The organism is Pseudomonas sp. B414 (genome assembly GCF_055408445.1).
The window spans coordinates 232,587-248,219 of record NZ_JBUZTQ010000003.1 but is presented as its reverse complement, the minus strand read 5'-3'; the positions used below and the strand labels follow the sequence as shown (position 1 = coordinate 248,219).

Below are 15,633 nucleotides of genomic sequence, written 5' to 3'. Positions count from 1 at the left end.
TTGACGATTCATGGATATCCGTAAAGTTAAGAAACTGATCGAGCTGCTGGAAGAGTCCGGCATCGACGAGCTGGAAATCAAAGAAGGCGAAGAGTCCGTACGCATCAGCCGTCACAGCAAGACTCCTGCTCAGCAGTACTACGCGCCAGCTCCAATGCACGCACCGGCAGCTCCTGCTCCAGTAGCCGTTGCTCCGGTTGCCACCGTGACTGAAGCGCCTGCTGCACCAAAACTGAACGGTTTTGTGGTCAAGTCGCCAATGGTCGGTACCTTCTACCGTACCCCGGCGCCAACGTCGCCTGCCTTCGTTGAAGTGGGCCAGACCGTCAAGGTTGGCGACACCATTTGCATCGTTGAAGCGATGAAAATGATGAACCACATCACGGCTGAAAAAGCCGGCGTAATCGAATCCATCCTGGTAGAAAACGGTCAGCCGGTTGAATTCGACCAACCGCTGTTCACCATCGTTTGAACCACGGGGAGCCAACGATGTTGAAGCCTCAGAAGCTGGAAAAAGTCCTGATCGCCAACCGTGGCGAGATTGCTTTGCGCATCCTGCGGGCGTGCAAGGAAATGGGGATCAAGACTGTCGCGGTGTACTCCACTGCCGACAAAGAGCTGATGCACCTGGGCCTGGCAGACGAAACTGTCTGCATCGGTCCGGCACCGGCCAACCTGTCTTACCTGCACATTCCGGCCATCATCGCGGCCGCTGAAGTGACCGGCGCCACGGCGATTCACCCGGGCTACGGCTTTCTGGCTGAAAACGCCGATTTTGCCGAACAAGTCGAGAAATCCGGCTTTGCCTTTATCGGCCCGAAAGCCGACACCATTCGCCTGATGGGCGACAAGGTATCGGCCAAGCACGCCATGATCGCTGCAGGCGTACCCACGGTTCCAGGTTCTGACGGCCCACTGCCTGAAGACGAAGAAACCGCACTGCGCATCGGCCGTGAAGTCGGCTACCCGGTGATCATCAAGGCCGCTGGCGGCGGCGGCGGTCGCGGCATGCGCGTGGTCAATCGTGAAGAAGACCTGATCGAAGCAGCCAAGCAGACCCGCGAAGAAGCCGGCGCCTGGTTCAGCAACCCGATGGTCTACCTGGAAAAATACCTGACCAACCCGCGTCACGTGGAAGTTCAGGTGATTTCCGATGGCCAGGGTAACGCGATCCACCTGGGCGACCGCGATTGCTCACTGCAACGTCGTCACCAGAAAGTGCTGGAAGAAGCTCCGGCACCGGGCATCGACGAAACCGCACGCGCCGAAGTACTGGCTCGTTGCGTCAAGGCCTGCGTTGACATCAACTACCGCGGTGCGGGTACTTTCGAGTTCCTGTACGAAAACGGTCGCTTCTACTTCATCGAGATGAACACTCGTGTGCAGGTAGAGCACCCGGTGTCCGAGATGGTCACTGGCATCGACATCGTTAAAGAGATGTTGAGCATCGCTGCCGGCAACAAACTGTCGTTCACCCAGGCTGACGTGAAGATCCACGGTCACTCGCTGGAGTGCCGGATCAACGCTGAAGACCCGGCAACGTTCATGCCGAGCCCTGGCATGGTCAAGCACTTCCACGCTCCGGGCGGCAACGGCGTTCGCGTCGATTCGCACCTGTACAGCGGCTACAAGGTTCCGTCCAACTACGACTCCCTGATCGGCAAGCTGATCACCTGGGGCGCGACCCGTGACGAAGCCATGGCGCGCATGCGCAATGCCCTGGACGAAATCGTGGTCGACGGGATCAAGACCAACATCCCGCTGCACCGCGATCTGGTGAATGACGAAGGCTTCTGCGAAGGCGGCGTCAATATTCACTACCTGGAACACAAACTGGCTAATAAGTAAGTTTGTAATCCTTCAATAAAGCCGCTTTCGAGCGGCTTTGTTGTTTGTGGGGATTGCCCGCAATCACCAGTCCAGCGAATAGCTCACACTCAGCGTACGCCCTTGCGCATTTGCATAAGGGGCGCGAGCATTGGCCTGGGCAAACAGGTTTTGGTAGGTACGATTGGCCACGTTGTAAATCCCCCCTTCAAGACGCCCGATCGGCAACGCGAGCGACCCAAGCATATCGATCAGGGTATAACCGCTGATCTTGCGACCATTGTTATCCTTGGCTGCAGCATCGTAGCTGGCCAGGCGCATCGCTTGCAGTCGCAGACTGAAATCCGCCTCCGTGTAGCCGACAAACACCGTGGTTTTGGCGGGTGAAATACGGGTCGCGGGTAAATCAATCCACTTGCCATTTTGCCGGGTTTCACCTTTTGCCCATGCGTAAGTGCCGCCCAGCGACCAATGCTCAGCCATATACCAGGCCACGCTGCTTTCGATGCCGCGCACTCGCTCCTTTTGATTGATCAAACGCAATACACGGTCGTTGGCGTCGTAGAACTGGGTCACGTCAGAAGTGTTTTCATAAACCGTGGTGGCTGCCTGCCATTTATCCCAGTCCCCACGCCACCCCAACTCGTAGCTGTTGACCTTGATCGCCTGGGCATTGAGGCTCTGGATATTGAAATCACTCTGTACATCACGCATAAAACGCTGCAAGTCAGGCAGTGAAAAACCCTGACTGAAGTTGGCAAATACATCCTGATTTTCACTTACGTGGTAAACCGCGCCCAGATTGTAGAGAGTGGCACCGTAGCGAAGCGTGTCACCGGGCAAAACTGAACGCTTGCCGGTCTGGACAATTTCGCCATAGGCGATGCTGTCAGCGACTTCACTTTCAATCCACTCGCGACGCACACCACCACGCAAGGTCCAATCGCCGATGTCCCATGACATTTGCCCGAAAAGCGCTTTGGTAGTGGTTTCAATATCGGGACCAAGCTCAAAGGTCTCGCCGGTTTTTCGGTACACCAGCCCGTTGACGGCATATTGATCACCTCGCTGGCGAGAGCGTTCGTGGTCATAGTCCGCGCCCCACACCAGGTTGCCGGTCGCCTGGCCAACAGACGGCAGCGTGCTGTCTATCGCTGCGCGCAAACCGTAAACATCCTGCACGCTGTTATTGTCAGAGATCCCCGCCTTGCCCCTTTTAAGATCCGGAAAGAACAGCGCATCAGAACGCCGCCAATAGCTTTCCACCTTTAAGCCCTGCCCGTAGAAATCTGCATCGGCGTAGTTGAGATTGATAGCCTGGGTGTGGGTATAAGGCTGATCATCCAGATCAAGCCCCTTGATCGCGACAGCGTCCAGCTTGTTGCTGCGGTCTTTGGTGTAAGCGGTGTCCTGTTGATCCTTGTAGTTTTGCAAAGACAGACTTAGCTTTTTGTCGGTGTCCAACCTATAGCCGAAACGACCTTGCAGGTCATAGGTTTCGGTATCCATGTTGCTGCCTTGGGAGGTGTCCTGCGGTATGCGCTTGCCGTTACCATCGAACTGATCGTTGCGCTGAACCGCGCCTGCCGACACGTACCAGTCCAGGGCATCCTTGTTGCCGGTCGCACTCTGAAACGCCTCATAGGCAAAGCCTTTGCGATTGAAAGGCGTACCACTGGTCAGCCCCAGGCGGCTGCTAAAGGCAATATCCTGGCCCTGGTTGCGCTTGGTAATGATATTGATGATGCCGCCTGAAGCCCCTGCACCATAAACACTGCTCGCACCCGAAATAACCTCAATGCGTTCGATGCTGGACGGCGAAAGGCTGTTGAGCTGGCGGAAATTGTCTCGTGTTGAGTTTTGCGAAACACCGTCAATCAATACCAGGATATTGCGCCCGCGCAGCGTCTGCCCGAAGTTGCTCATGCCACCCGAGGACGGTGCAATACCGGGCACCAATTGACCAAGAATGTCGGCGACACGACGTCCCGCACCGCTCTGCTCGCGCAACTGCTGCTCGTCAATAACCTGCACCGAGCCCGGAATCGACGCGATGGTCGCTTCGTTTCGGGTGGCTGAAACGACAGTAGGCTCAAGACTCAACGCGCTGGACGACAGATTATCTGCAGCCCACGCGCTTGTACTCAGGGTGCCGAGCAACAATAAAGAAGGCGTGGTTCGATTCATGATCTGACCTCTTTGATTGTGATGGGGAGGGAAGTCGGCAAAGCCGTTGATTCGGGTGCAGTGCAAGCTCCGCGCACCCAACGCCCCCCCCCCCCCAAAGCTGCCAGCGCGCAAGTCAGCGCCACCAGCCAGAAACTGTGCGCAAGGCCAACCACTCCCAACCCCGCACCACACAACACAACACAGCCCACAGCCCACAGCAATAGCGCCACCTTTCGCAGCGCTATTGCCAAGGCCCAAGGCAAACCTTCCTGCAGGGAGAGCACTGCACGTTATCGGCATAAAAAAACAGTCGATATCAGTTGGATCCGGGGCTTTTGTAAGTCTGAAGATTTAGTACCGTGGGATAGTTCAAATAAGCGGAACCAGTCGCGTACAGCCAAAGATGTGCCTTCCTACGCATAACGAGGCCATGGACGGCTTCCGGGTTTTGAAGGGGGGCGTACTGTGCATCGTCACTGAAAAAAACAGTGACCGGGCCTGAGAATCCGAGGAGCAGTAGTTGAACACCATCGATTGATGGCATTCATTCTTGTACAGTCCATCGTGTTATGGCGGCTGTGCGCGGGAGGCCTTCGTGCCTGCCGGGGTTCCTATTGTCCCGACTCTCAGCTCGCGCACGGCTGCCACCTTTTGCCTGAGAACCGGAAGTGGCAGCTCTTCATCCCATAGGAGCGCACTAAATGACCGATCACCCCCCAATCAAAACCCTCGGCACCGTCACCTTCGGCCCATGCGGCCAGGACAACCACGAGCTGTTTCGCGTTAACCCCGATATACCGCTGCGCCCGGCGCTGGAGCAGGTGTCGGCACTGCTCTATTGCGCAAAGAAACTGGCGCTGGATGCCGCGCTGGACAAGAACTGCGAGCGCCATGCCTGGGCTTCGCATTACTTGTGCGATATGGGCAAGGCGGTGATTGATGACTTGTGTTTGCGGGAGTTTTGATGACCTGCGTGAAGCATAAAAGCCCCTCACCCCAACCCTCTCCCGGAGCGAGAGCGAGCTGATTTGTGCTGATCTTGAGTTCGTGTGCGATAAAGCCCCTCTCCCTCCAGGTGAGGGGCTTTGGCTTTTCATCGTTTTTGATTACCCCACTGCCAGCCCGCTCGCGTAAACTTGCGCGCTTCTCGCAGCCCCACCGGCTGCACACTCCTATTTTTCAAAGGTGCCCGCCATGCCTTGGCTGCAAGTACGCCTCGCCATCAGCCCGGAACAAGCCGAAACCTACGAAGACGCGTTCCTCGAAGTCGGTGCTGTCTCGGTTACGTTTATGGACGCCGAAGACCAACCGATCTTCGAACCCGAGCTCAACACCACCCCGCTGTGGTCGCACACCCATTTGCTGGCACTGTTCGAAGGCGGCACCGAAGCCGAACTCGTGCTGTCCCATCTGGAGTTGCTGACCGGTTCGCCACTGCCCGAGCACCACGCCGAAGTTATCGAAGACCAGGACTGGGAACGCAGCTGGATGGATAATTTCCACCCGATGCGCTTCGGTCAGCGCCTGTGGATCGTGCCAAGCTGGCACGCCGCTCCGGAGCCAGACGCTGTCAACCTGCTGCTCGACCCGGGCCTGGCCTTTGGCACCGGCACCCACCCGACCACCGCGCTGTGCCTGGAATGGCTCGACGGGCAGGACTTGCAAGACTGCAACGTGCTGGACTTCGGCTGCGGCTCGGGGATCCTGGCCATTGCTGCCCTGTTGCTGGGCGCCAAAGAAGCCATCGGCACCGATATCGATGTGCAGGCGCTGGAAGCTTCCCGCGATAACGCCGGGCGCAACAATATCGCCGAAGAGCTGTTCCCGCTGTACTTGCCCGAAGACCTGCCACAGGTTCAGGCCGATGTGGTGGTGGCCAATATCCTCGCCGGCCCGCTAGTGTCCCTGGCCCCGCAACTGTCGAGCCTGGTCAAGCCGGGTGGCCGTCTGGCCCTGTCGGGTATCCTCGCCGAACAGGGCGAAGAAGTGGCTGCGGCCTATGCCAAGGACTTCGAGCTGGACCCGATTGCCAATCGCGAAGGCTGGGTACGCATCAGCGGCCGCCGGCGCTAGAATGAAAGTATGCCCAACCCGGATGGCCGCATGAGCGATAGCTTCGTTACCCAGTGCCCACATTGCCAAACCAGCTTTCGCGTCAGCCATGCCCAATTGGGTATGGCGCGCGGAGTGGTGCGCTGTGGCGCCTGCCTGCAAGTGTTCAATGCCGGGCAGCAACTGCTGAACCAGAGCACTGAAACAGAGCAGCCACCCGCCGTGGTGACGCCCGCTGTCGCCGCGCCCGAAGTGATCGAGCCTGCCCCCGTCGAAGCACTTGCCCCACCCGCGCCGGCCAACCCGCCAGCGTGGCAGGCACACGCGATCGACCTCGACCATCTGGATCTGGACGAAGAGCTGGCCAAGCTCGAAGAGCGTGAAATCCAGCCCAGCAAAAGCTTCGGCCAACCGCACCCACCTAAAAGCACGTCGTTAAGCGCTCGCCGCGAAACTTCTGTGGCAGAAGAAGGTGAATGGTCTGATAGCCTGTTCAGCGAATCTGCGGCAGATCGTGCCGAGAACGCCAAGGTGGCCGAGCAAGCAGCAGAGATTGCGCAAACCGGGCGTACCGAGCCGTCATTGTCACTGGACATAGACGAACCGGACGACACCCCGCCACTCCAGCTTTCCCTGGACGACGACCTCGAACCGCCGCTGGCAGGCGAACGCCTGTCTGCCACTGATGACGAGGACGACGAACTCCCTGAGCCTGTGCCCGTCAGCAAAGACCGACGCAAGCGCAGCGAACCGGCCATGCGCGAAGACCCGCTGATGGACCTGGTGGACGATCCGCTGCAACTGGACTGGCAAAAACGCCGCACACCGTGGGGCAAGCGCCTGCTCTGGACCTTGCTGGCGCTGTTGGCCGGCGCGGCTCTGGCCGGGCAATATATTGCCAATCACTTCGATGAACTGGCTCGCCAGGACCAATACCGGCCGATTTTCCAGCAACTTTGCCCACAGATCGGCTGTACGGTGCCATCCAAGGTCGACATCGACCGGATCAAAAGCAGCAACCTGGTGGTGCGCAGCCACCCCGAGTTCGCCGGTGCGCTGGTGGTGGATGCCATCCTCTACAACCGCGCCCCGTTCTCCCAGCCCTTCCCGCTGCTGGAACTGCGATTCGCAGACCTGAACGGAAAAATGATTGCCAGTCGTCGGTTCAAACCCGGCGAATACCTGAGCGGTGATCTGTCAAAAGCCGAAATGCCCCCGCAAACCCCTATCCACATTGCTCTGGACATTCTCGACCCGGGCCCCAAGGCCGTGAACTACAGCCTGAGTTTTCACTCGCCAGAGTGAGCACGCTTCGCTTCTGGCTCTAAGCTACAAGCTTCCAGTGAAGAGCTGCTCGCCTCAAGCTTGCCGCTTGCAGCTTGAAACTTGCAACTGCTGTTCAATTTTTATCCAATTGCGTCTTTAACCAGTCATCGAGAGCGGGTATCATGCCAACCCTTTTTCGAACTCCCAAGATCCGGCCCCACAACAGGGAAGTCCTATGTCGGCGGTACGCATCGGCCCATATACATTGCACAACGGTTTGATCCTCGCCCCTATGGCGGGTGTCACCGACCAGCCCTTCCGTCAGCTTTGCCGACGCATGGGTGCGGGCCTGGTTGTTTCGGAAATGGTCACCAGTGACATGAGTCTCTGGAACAGCCGCAAATCGCGCCTGCGCATGATTCACGACGGTGATCCCGAGCCACGCTCGGTACAGATCGCCGGCGGTGATGCGCAAATGCTGGCAGACGCCGCCAGGGCCAATGTGGAGCTGGGCGCACAGATTATTGATATCAACATGGGTTGCCCGGCAAAGAAGGTCTGCAACAAGGCCGCCGGCTCCGCACTGTTGAAGGATGAGGCACTGGTAAACGAGATCCTGCAGGCCGTCGTGGCTGCAGTTGATGTACCGGTTACCCTGAAAATCCGTACCGGCTGGGACCGGGACAACAAGAACGGCATAACGGTGGCAAAGATCGCCGAACAAGCCGGAATTACCGCACTCGCGGTGCACGGCAGAACCCGTGCCGACCTGTACACCGGGGATGCCGAGTACGACACCATTGCCGCGATCAAGCAGGCCGTGTCGATACCGGTCTTTGCCAACGGCGATATCGATTCACCGCACAAGGCCCTGCACGTGTTGAACGCGACCGGGGCTGACGGACTATTGATTGGCAGGGCGGCCCAGGGGCGGCCCTGGATTTTCCGCGAGATCGATCACTTTCTGCGTACCGGGCAACTATTGCCGGCACCGGAACTGGCCGAAGTGGAACGTATTCTGCTAGAGCATCTGGCTGCATTGCATACCTTCTATGGGGAGGTACTGGGCGTTCGTATTGCCCGCAAGCACGTCGGTTGGTATCTGGCAACCTTGCCGGGCGCCAAGGAGTTTCGCGCCCACTTCAATCGTTTAGAAGATACGGAAGCACAATGCGCCAACGTTCAGGCGTTTTTCGCCGAACGACACAAGAGCCTGGTGACAGGGGACGAAGGATGGGTGGCCGCATGACGATGATGACCGAGACATTAGTGAGTGGAACAACGCCCGTGAGCGACAACGTCAACTTGAAACAGCACCTCAATACACCGAGCGAAGAAGGTCAGACCCTTCGCGGGAGTGTCGAAAAGGCGCTGCACAACTATTTCGCCCACCTGGAGGGCGCTGAAGTCACGGACGTCTACAACCTGGTACTTTCCGAAGTCGAGGCTCCCCTTCTCGAGTGCGTCATGAACTACGTCAAGGGCAACCAGACCAAGGCCTCCGAGCTGCTGGGCCTCAATCGCGGCACCTTGCGCAAAAAGCTCAAACAGTACGATCTGCTGTAAGCATTCAATCAAACCTGAAAGGCGTCCTGATAAAACAGGCCGCCTTTTTTGCTGACTCCTTTGCTTTTGATGGAAATCGAGATGACCGATCAGACTACCCGCCTGCCGATCCGCCGCGCTCTAATCAGCGTTTCCGACAAAACCGGAATCCTTGATTTCGCCCGTGAACTGGAAGCCCTCGGCGTCGAGATCCTGTCCACCGGCGGCACGTTCAAGCTGCTGCAAGACAACGGCGTTGCGGCTGTTGAAGTGGCTGACTACACCGGTTTTGCAGAAATGATGGACGGTCGGGTGAAAACCCTGCACCCGAAAATCCACGGTGGCATTCTGGGCCGTCGCGGCATCGACGACGACATCATGAGCGAGCACGGCATCAAGCCGATCGACCTGGTAGCCGTTAACCTCTACCCGTTTGAAGCGACCATCTCCAAGCCAGGCTGCGACCTGCCGACTGCCATCGAAAACATCGATATCGGCGGCCCGACCATGGTTCGCTCCGCTGCAAAAAACCACAAAGACGTGGCCATCGTGGTGAATGCCAGCGATTACGCCAACGTGCTGGAAAACCTCAAGGCCGGTGGCCTGACCTACGCACAGCGTTTCGACCTGATGCTCAAGGCCTTTGAACACACCGCCGCCTACGACGGCATGATCGCCAACTACCTGGGCACTGTGAACCAGGCCGCTGAAACACTGAGCACTGAAGACCGTGGCCTGTTCCCGCGCACCTTCAACAGCCAGTTCATCAAAGCCCAGGAAATGCGCTACGGCGAGAACCCGCACCAGAAAGCGGCGTTCTACGTTGAAGCCAAGCCTGCCGAAGTCAGCATCGCCACCGCGACCCAGCTGCAAGGCAAAGAGCTGTCGTTCAACAACGTGGCCGACACCGACGCCGCGCTGGAATGCGTAAAAAGCTTCGTCAAACCGGCTTGCGTGATCGTCAAGCACGCCAACCCGTGCGGCGTTGCCGTCAGCCCGGACGCCGAAGGCGGCATTCGCCAGGCTTACGAACTGGCCTACGCCACTGACACCGAATCGGCATTTGGCGGCATTATCGCCTTCAACCGTGAACTGGACGCCGAAACGGCCAAGGCCATTGTTGAGCGTCAGTTCGTTGAAGTGATCATCGCTCCGTCGGTCAGCGAAGAGGCTCGCGCCATCGTCGCCGCCAAAGCCAACGTGCGCCTGCTGGCCTGCGGTGAGTGGAGCGCAGACCGTGCCCCGGCCTGGGACTTCAAACGCGTCAACGGCGGCCTGCTGGTGCAGAGCCGTGACATCGAGATGATCGGCAGCGAAGACCTCAAGGTTGTGACCAAGCGCGCCCCGACCGAGCAAGAGATCAACGATCTGATCTTCGCCTGGAAAGTGGCCAAGTACGTGAAGTCCAACGCCATCGTCTACGCCAAGGGCCGTCAGACCATCGGTGTCGGCGCTGGCCAGATGAGCCGCGTAAACTCGGCCCGTATCGCTGCGATCAAGGCTGAACACGCCGGTCTGCAAGTCCAGGGGGCGGTAATGGCATCGGACGCATTCTTCCCGTTCCGTGACGGCATCGACAACGCAGCCAAGGCCGGTATCACTGCGGTGATCCAGCCGGGCGGCTCGATGCGTGACAACGAAGTGATTGCTGCTGCCGACGAAGCCGGTATTGCCATGGTGTTCACCGGCATGCGTCATTTCCGTCACTAACAGCACGACCCCATGAGGGCACTGGCTTTTGTGGGAGCTGGCTTGCCTGCGATAGCAACACCTCGGTATACCTGAAATACCGAGGTGCCTGTATCGCGAGCAAGCCCGCTCCCACACAAAAACATCCCGTCACGCCCCACAGAATTCAGCGTCATCCGAGGTTTTTGAAATGAATGTTTTGATCATTGGCAGCGGTGGCCGCGAACACGCACTGGCCTGGAAAGTAGCTCAGGACCCACGTGTCGCCAAAGTATTCGTTGCCCCGGGCAACGCCGGCACCGCCATTGAAGCCAAGTGCGAGAACGTCGCCATCGACGTGCTGGCCCTTGAGCAACTGGCGGACTTCGCCGAGAAAAACGTCTCCCTGACCATCGTTGGCCCGGAAGTACCTCTGGTAGCCGGTGTCGTCGATCTGTTCCGTGCCCGTGGCCTGGACTGCTTCGGCCCTACCGCTGGCGCTGCCCAGCTGGAAGGCTCCAAGGCGTTCACCAAGGATTTCCTGGCGCGTCACCAGATCCCGACTGCCGACTACCAGAACTTTACCGAAATCGAACCGGCCCTGGCTTACCTGCAGAAAGTCGGCGCACCGATCGTGATCAAGGCTGACGGCCTGGCCGCTGGTAAAGGCGTGATTGTCGCCATGACCCTGACCGAAGCCGAAGACGCCGTACGCGACATGCTTGCCGGCAACGCCTTTGGCGAAGCCGGTTCGCGCGTGGTCATCGAAGAGTTCCTCGACGGCGAAGAAGCCAGCTTTATCGTGATGGTCGACGGCAAGAACGTGCTGCCGATGGCCACCAGCCAGGACCACAAACGTGTTGGCGACGCCGACACCGGCCCGAACACCGGTGGCATGGGTGCTTACTCCCCTGCCCCGGTGGTGACCGCTGAAGTTCACCAGCGGGTGATGGATCTGGTGATCTGGCCTACCGTTCGCGGCATGGCTGAAGAAGGTAACGTGTACACCGGCTTCCTGTACGCCGGTCTGATGATCGACAAGGCCGGTAACCCGAAAGTGATCGAGTTCAACTGCCGCTTCGGTGACCCGGAAACCCAACCGGTGATGCTGCGTCTGCAGTCGAGCCTGGTGCTGCTGGTTGAGGCTGCACTGGCCCAGGCGCTGGACAAGGTTGAAGCACAATGGGACCCGCGCCCAAGCCTGGGCATCGTTCTGGCTGCCGGTGGCTACCCTGGCGATTACGCCAAAGGCGCGGTAATCCATGGTCTGGATGCAGCCGCCAAGCTGGAAGGCAAAGTGTTCCATGCCGGTACTGCCCTGAATGCAGCCGGTGAAGTGGTGACCTCGGGCGGACGCGTACTGTGCGCTACCGCAATGGGTGACACCGTTGAAGCAGCACAACAGAAAGCTTACGAACTGGCCAAGGCCATCGAGTGGGACGGCTGCTTCTACCGTAACGATATTGGCTACCGGGCCATTGCACGCGAACGCGGTGAAAGCCAGGAATAAGCAATCCACATGGACAGGCATGGGGCCTCGGCCCTTGCCTAACCATTCCGGGCCCGCGCATAGTTATCATCTGGCTTCACTTTACGAAGGGATTTCGCCGTGCGCTGGCTCAGGATCGCCATAGCTTTTACCGTTACCCTGCTGTCCTGTGTGCTGGGCATGATGCCTGCGCAGGCGGCACCGGGCACCAGTTGGTCTGTCCTTTCAGACCCTCAGGCCACCCTGCAACTGAGCGATGTGCGCTCGCCCCGACTCTCCAGCCAGTTCAGCCCTGTCGACCTCGGCCGGCTCAGTGCTGCCGAACCCGGCGAAGCCTTGTGGCTGCGCGTACGCCTGCAACCCGAACGGCACGAGCAGATCCTGCGGGTGTTCGCCCCCGACCTGGCCAACCTGAACATGTATGTTTTCGATGATCAAAAACTGATCAGCGAAACCAGCACCGGCACGGCATTGCCCGTCAACAGCAAGCCGGTCCCCAGCAGCGACTACCTGCTGCCCCTGCCGCAAAGCAGCAAACCGCTGGATGTTTACCTGCGCATGGTCTCTGACCACCAGTTGCGCCCCCACATTACCCTCGACACTGCCGTCATGCTCGCCGCCAACCAAGGCAAACCCCTGTTCTACGGGTTGCTGTTGGGCTGCATGATGATGCTGTTGCTGCACAATATCGTGCGCTTTGCCTTTACCCGCTCGCCCAGCAGCCTATGGCTGGCCATTTGTGAAGCGCTGCTGATGGCCAGTTCAGTGCTGTTCCTGAACCTGCTCGATCCCTGGCTGCCCGAGTGGCACCGCATGCAAACCCCCGGCGCCTACCTGACCCTGCTGCTGACCGCTCCGTGCGGGCTGATGTTCGCCTATAATTTTTTCTCCACCCGCAGCGCCAACCGGCTGCATAAACTGCTGTTGCTGGACATCCTGATCATCGCCCTGGGCGGCCTGCTGATGCTGTTTATCGACAACCTGCCGCTCAACCTGATGACCTATGCCCTGGTCGGGCTGGCCAGCGTGAGCATTCTGGTGGTCTCGGTTTACCACTGGCAAAAGGGCTACCGACCTGCGCGCATGTTTGTCATGGCAATGGTGATTTTCAATATCGGCACCCTGGTGATTCTCCCCGCCCTGCTGAGTTTGACCCTGATCGCGCCGCAGGAGCTGGTGCTGGCACTGATGACCATCGTCTGCATCAGCGGCCTGCTGATGAGCTTTGCCTTGAGCGAGCGCAACCGCAGCATCACCGAAGCGCAATTCAGCATCAGCCGCGATCTGGCGGCCAGCAACGCCGAAGTGAATGCCAAGGCCGAGTTCCTGGCCAAGATCAGCCATGAAATCCGCACGCCCATGAACGGCGTGCTGGGCATGACCGAGCTGCTGCTGGGCACGCCGCTGTCGGTCAAGCAGCGCGACTATGTGCAAACCATCCACAGCGCAGGCAACGAGCTGCTGACGCTGATTAACGAAATCCTCGATATTTCCAAGCTCGAATCGGGGCAGATCGAACTGGACGACGTGCAGTTCGACCTCAATGCCTTGATCGAAGACTGCCTGAGTATTTTCCGTACCAAGGCTGAACAGCAGAACGTCGAACTCATCAGTTTTATTCAGCCACAAGTGCCACGGGTGATCAGCGGCGACCCGACGCGCCTGCGCCAGACCCTGCTGAGCCTGCTCGAAAGTTCGCTGAAAAAGACCGACGAGGGCGAAATCCTTATCGTTGTGGCCCTGGAAGAGCGCAGCGGGCCGCCGCGCCTGCGCATTGCCATCCAGGACTCCGGCCAGCCGATGGATGAGCAGGAGCGTGACGCCCTGTTGCATGCCGAACTGCACAGCAAGAACTTCCTCGCCGCCACCCGCCTCGGTGGCCATTTGGGCCTGGTGATCGCACGCCAGCTGATCATGCTGATGGGCGGCGAGTTCGGCATCAAGCCGGGGCAGACCGTCGGCAGCAATCTGTGGCTGACCCTGCCGCTGGATCCACAGCACCTCGAACACCCGACCTCTGACCTCGACAGCCCGCTCAAAGGCGCCCGGGTGCTGGTGGTCGACGACAATGACACCTGTCGCAAAGTGCTGGTGCAGCAATGCTCGGCCTGGGGCCTGAACGTCAGTGCCGCCGCATCGGGCAAGGAAGCCCTGGCCCTGCTGCGCACCAAGGCGCACTTGCGTGATTACTTTGACATCGTGCTGCTGGACCAGAACATGCCCGGCATGACCGGCATGCAACTGGCCGCCAAGATCAAGGAAGACCCGAGCCTCAATCACGACATCCTGCTGGTCATGCTCACTGGCATCAGCAACGCGCCGAGCAAGATCATTGCGCGCAATTGCGGGATCAAGCGCATCCTCGCCAAGCCAGTGGCCGGTTACACCCTCAAGACCACCCTGGCTGACGAGCTGACCCAGCGCAACAAGGGCCATGCGGCTACACAGACCACGACCAACGGCCCCGCCGCCGTGCCGGTTTCAGTGCCCGGGGACTTCCGCATTCTGGTGGCAGAAGACAACAGCATCTCGACCAAGGTTATTCGCGGCATGCTGGGCAAGCTCAACCTGTACCCGGACACTGCCTGCAATGGCGCAGAAGCGCTCAAGGCAATGAAAACCCAGCGCTACGATCTGGTGCTGATGGACTGCGAAATGCCGGTTCTCGACGGTTTCTCCGCCACCGAGCAATTGCGCGCCTGGGAAGTCAGCCATCAACGGGTACGTACCCCGGTGGTTGCATTGACTGCGCATATCCTCACCGAACACAAGGAACGCGCCCGTCAGGCTGGCATGGACGGGCATATGTCCAAACCCGTGGAACTGTCGCAATTGCGTGAACTGGTGGAGTATTGGGTCGAACAACGTGAGTTGCGTCAATCCCGCACACAACTGTCCTAACGGACAGCCAATCCCCCTGATAGACTTTCCCGCGCCCCTTCTCGATGTGAGCTCAGACCATGCTCCATATGCTGTTCAGTGTGTATTTGAAGATGCTGGTGCTCTACAGCCCGTTTTTCGTGCTGTCGTGCTTTATCAGCCTGACCCGGGGTTACTCGAATAAGGAACGCCGCCGCCTGGCCTGGAAAGTGGCCCTGGCGACGCTGATCTCCAGCGTATTGCTCTACCTGTTCGGGCGCGCGATTTTCAATGTGTTCGGCATCACCGTGGACGCGTTCCGCATCGGTGCCGGTAGTGTGCTGTTTATCTCGGCATTGGGCATGGCCCAGGGCAAGTCGGCCGTGCAGACCGACAACGTGCAGCAGGACGTGACCATTGTGCCGCTGACCATCCCGCTGACCGTGGGCCCCGGCACCATCGGTGCATTGCTGGTGATGGGCGTCAGTCAGCCCCACTGGGACGACAAACTGATGGCGATCGTCAGTATTGCCCTGGCGAGCCTGACGGTAGGCATCGTGCTTTACCTGTCCAACCGGATCGAGCGAATTCTCGGCGAACAGGGTTTGCAGATTGTCAGCCGCCTGATGGGCCTGTTTGTCTGCGCCCTTGCAGCGCAGATCATCTTTACCGGGATCCGGGGTTATATGGTCCCTTGAAGGGACATTAACCCCTACCCTGTGGGAGCGGGCTTGCTCGCGATGCAGGCAACTCGGTTT

12 protein-coding genes are annotated in these 15,633 nt (G+C 59.0%); 11 read left to right on the top strand and 1 reads right to left on the bottom strand.

Features of this window, described 5'->3' with window-relative positions:
- Positions 1-10: 10 nt before the first annotated feature.
- A complete protein-coding gene (gene accB / locus ACZRMH_RS04590) occupies positions 11-472 on the top strand; it encodes an acetyl-CoA carboxylase biotin carboxyl carrier protein (RefSeq protein ID WP_464012369.1) in 462 nt (153 codons plus the stop codon).
- 17 nt (positions 473-489) lie between these two features.
- Positions 490-1,848, top strand: coding sequence for an acetyl-CoA carboxylase biotin carboxylase subunit (gene accC, locus ACZRMH_RS04585; RefSeq protein WP_464012368.1), 1,359 nt, complete (start codon positions 490-492; stop codon positions 1,846-1,848).
- 63 nt (positions 1,849-1,911) lie between these two features.
- Here accC and ACZRMH_RS04580 read toward each other — a convergent pair whose 3' ends face one another.
- The gene (locus ACZRMH_RS04580; protein WP_464012367.1) at positions 1,912-4,014 is read right to left on the bottom strand and encodes a TonB-dependent receptor; all 2,103 of its coding nucleotides are present in this window, start codon (positions 4,012-4,014) and stop codon (positions 1,912-1,914) included.
- Positions 4,015-4,697: 683 nt separating this feature from the next.
- Between ACZRMH_RS04580 and ACZRMH_RS04575 the strand changes: the two genes are divergently transcribed.
- The 9 genes from ACZRMH_RS04575 (at position 4,698) to ACZRMH_RS04535 (ending at position 15,573) form a co-directional block, all read left to right on the top strand.
- Positions 4,698-4,961 carry a DUF3077 domain-containing protein gene (locus tag ACZRMH_RS04575; RefSeq protein ID WP_464012366.1) on the top strand — a complete coding sequence of 88 codons (264 nt, stop codon included), beginning with the start codon at positions 4,698-4,700 and terminating at the stop codon, positions 4,959-4,961.
- 229 nt (positions 4,962-5,190) lie between these two features.
- The gene (prmA, locus tag ACZRMH_RS04570; RefSeq protein ID WP_464012365.1) at positions 5,191-6,069 is read left to right on the top strand and encodes a 50S ribosomal protein L11 methyltransferase; all 879 of its coding nucleotides are present in this window, start codon (positions 5,191-5,193) and stop codon (positions 6,067-6,069) included.
- Positions 6,070-6,099: 30 nt separating this feature from the next.
- Complete coding sequence (locus ACZRMH_RS04565; protein ID WP_464012364.1) at positions 6,100-7,353, top strand: DUF3426 domain-containing protein; 1,254 nt, start codon at positions 6,100-6,102, stop codon at positions 7,351-7,353.
- Between the two features lie 196 nt (positions 7,354-7,549).
- The gene (gene dusB, locus ACZRMH_RS04560) at positions 7,550-8,563 is read left to right on the top strand and encodes a tRNA dihydrouridine synthase DusB (protein ID WP_464012363.1); all 1,014 of its coding nucleotides are present in this window, start codon (positions 7,550-7,552) and stop codon (positions 8,561-8,563) included.
- Positions 8,560-8,880: a DNA-binding transcriptional regulator Fis gene (gene fis, locus ACZRMH_RS04555; RefSeq protein ID WP_003439210.1), complete on the top strand. Its 321-nt coding sequence runs from the start codon at positions 8,560-8,562 to the stop codon at positions 8,878-8,880. The genes dusB and fis overlap by 4 nt, the downstream gene beginning before the upstream one ends.
- Positions 8,881-8,961: 81 nt before the next feature.
- On the top strand, positions 8,962-10,569 hold the full coding sequence (gene purH / locus ACZRMH_RS04550) for a bifunctional phosphoribosylaminoimidazolecarboxamide formyltransferase/IMP cyclohydrolase (RefSeq protein WP_464012362.1): 1,608 nt from the start codon (positions 8,962-8,964) through the stop codon (positions 10,567-10,569).
- A gap of 169 nt (positions 10,570-10,738) precedes the next feature.
- Positions 10,739-12,037: a phosphoribosylamine--glycine ligase gene (purD, locus tag ACZRMH_RS04545; protein ID WP_464012361.1), complete on the top strand. Its 1,299-nt coding sequence runs from the start codon at positions 10,739-10,741 to the stop codon at positions 12,035-12,037.
- Between the two features lie 99 nt (positions 12,038-12,136).
- Positions 12,137-14,917 (top strand): hybrid sensor histidine kinase/response regulator, encoded by a 2,781-nt coding sequence (locus ACZRMH_RS04540; RefSeq protein ID WP_464012360.1) that lies wholly within the window; start codon positions 12,137-12,139, stop codon positions 14,915-14,917.
- A 59-nt stretch (positions 14,918-14,976) separates the two neighbouring features.
- The gene (locus ACZRMH_RS04535) at positions 14,977-15,573 is read left to right on the top strand and encodes a MarC family protein (protein WP_464012359.1); all 597 of its coding nucleotides are present in this window, start codon (positions 14,977-14,979) and stop codon (positions 15,571-15,573) included.
- Positions 15,574-15,633 lie beyond the last annotated feature (60 nt).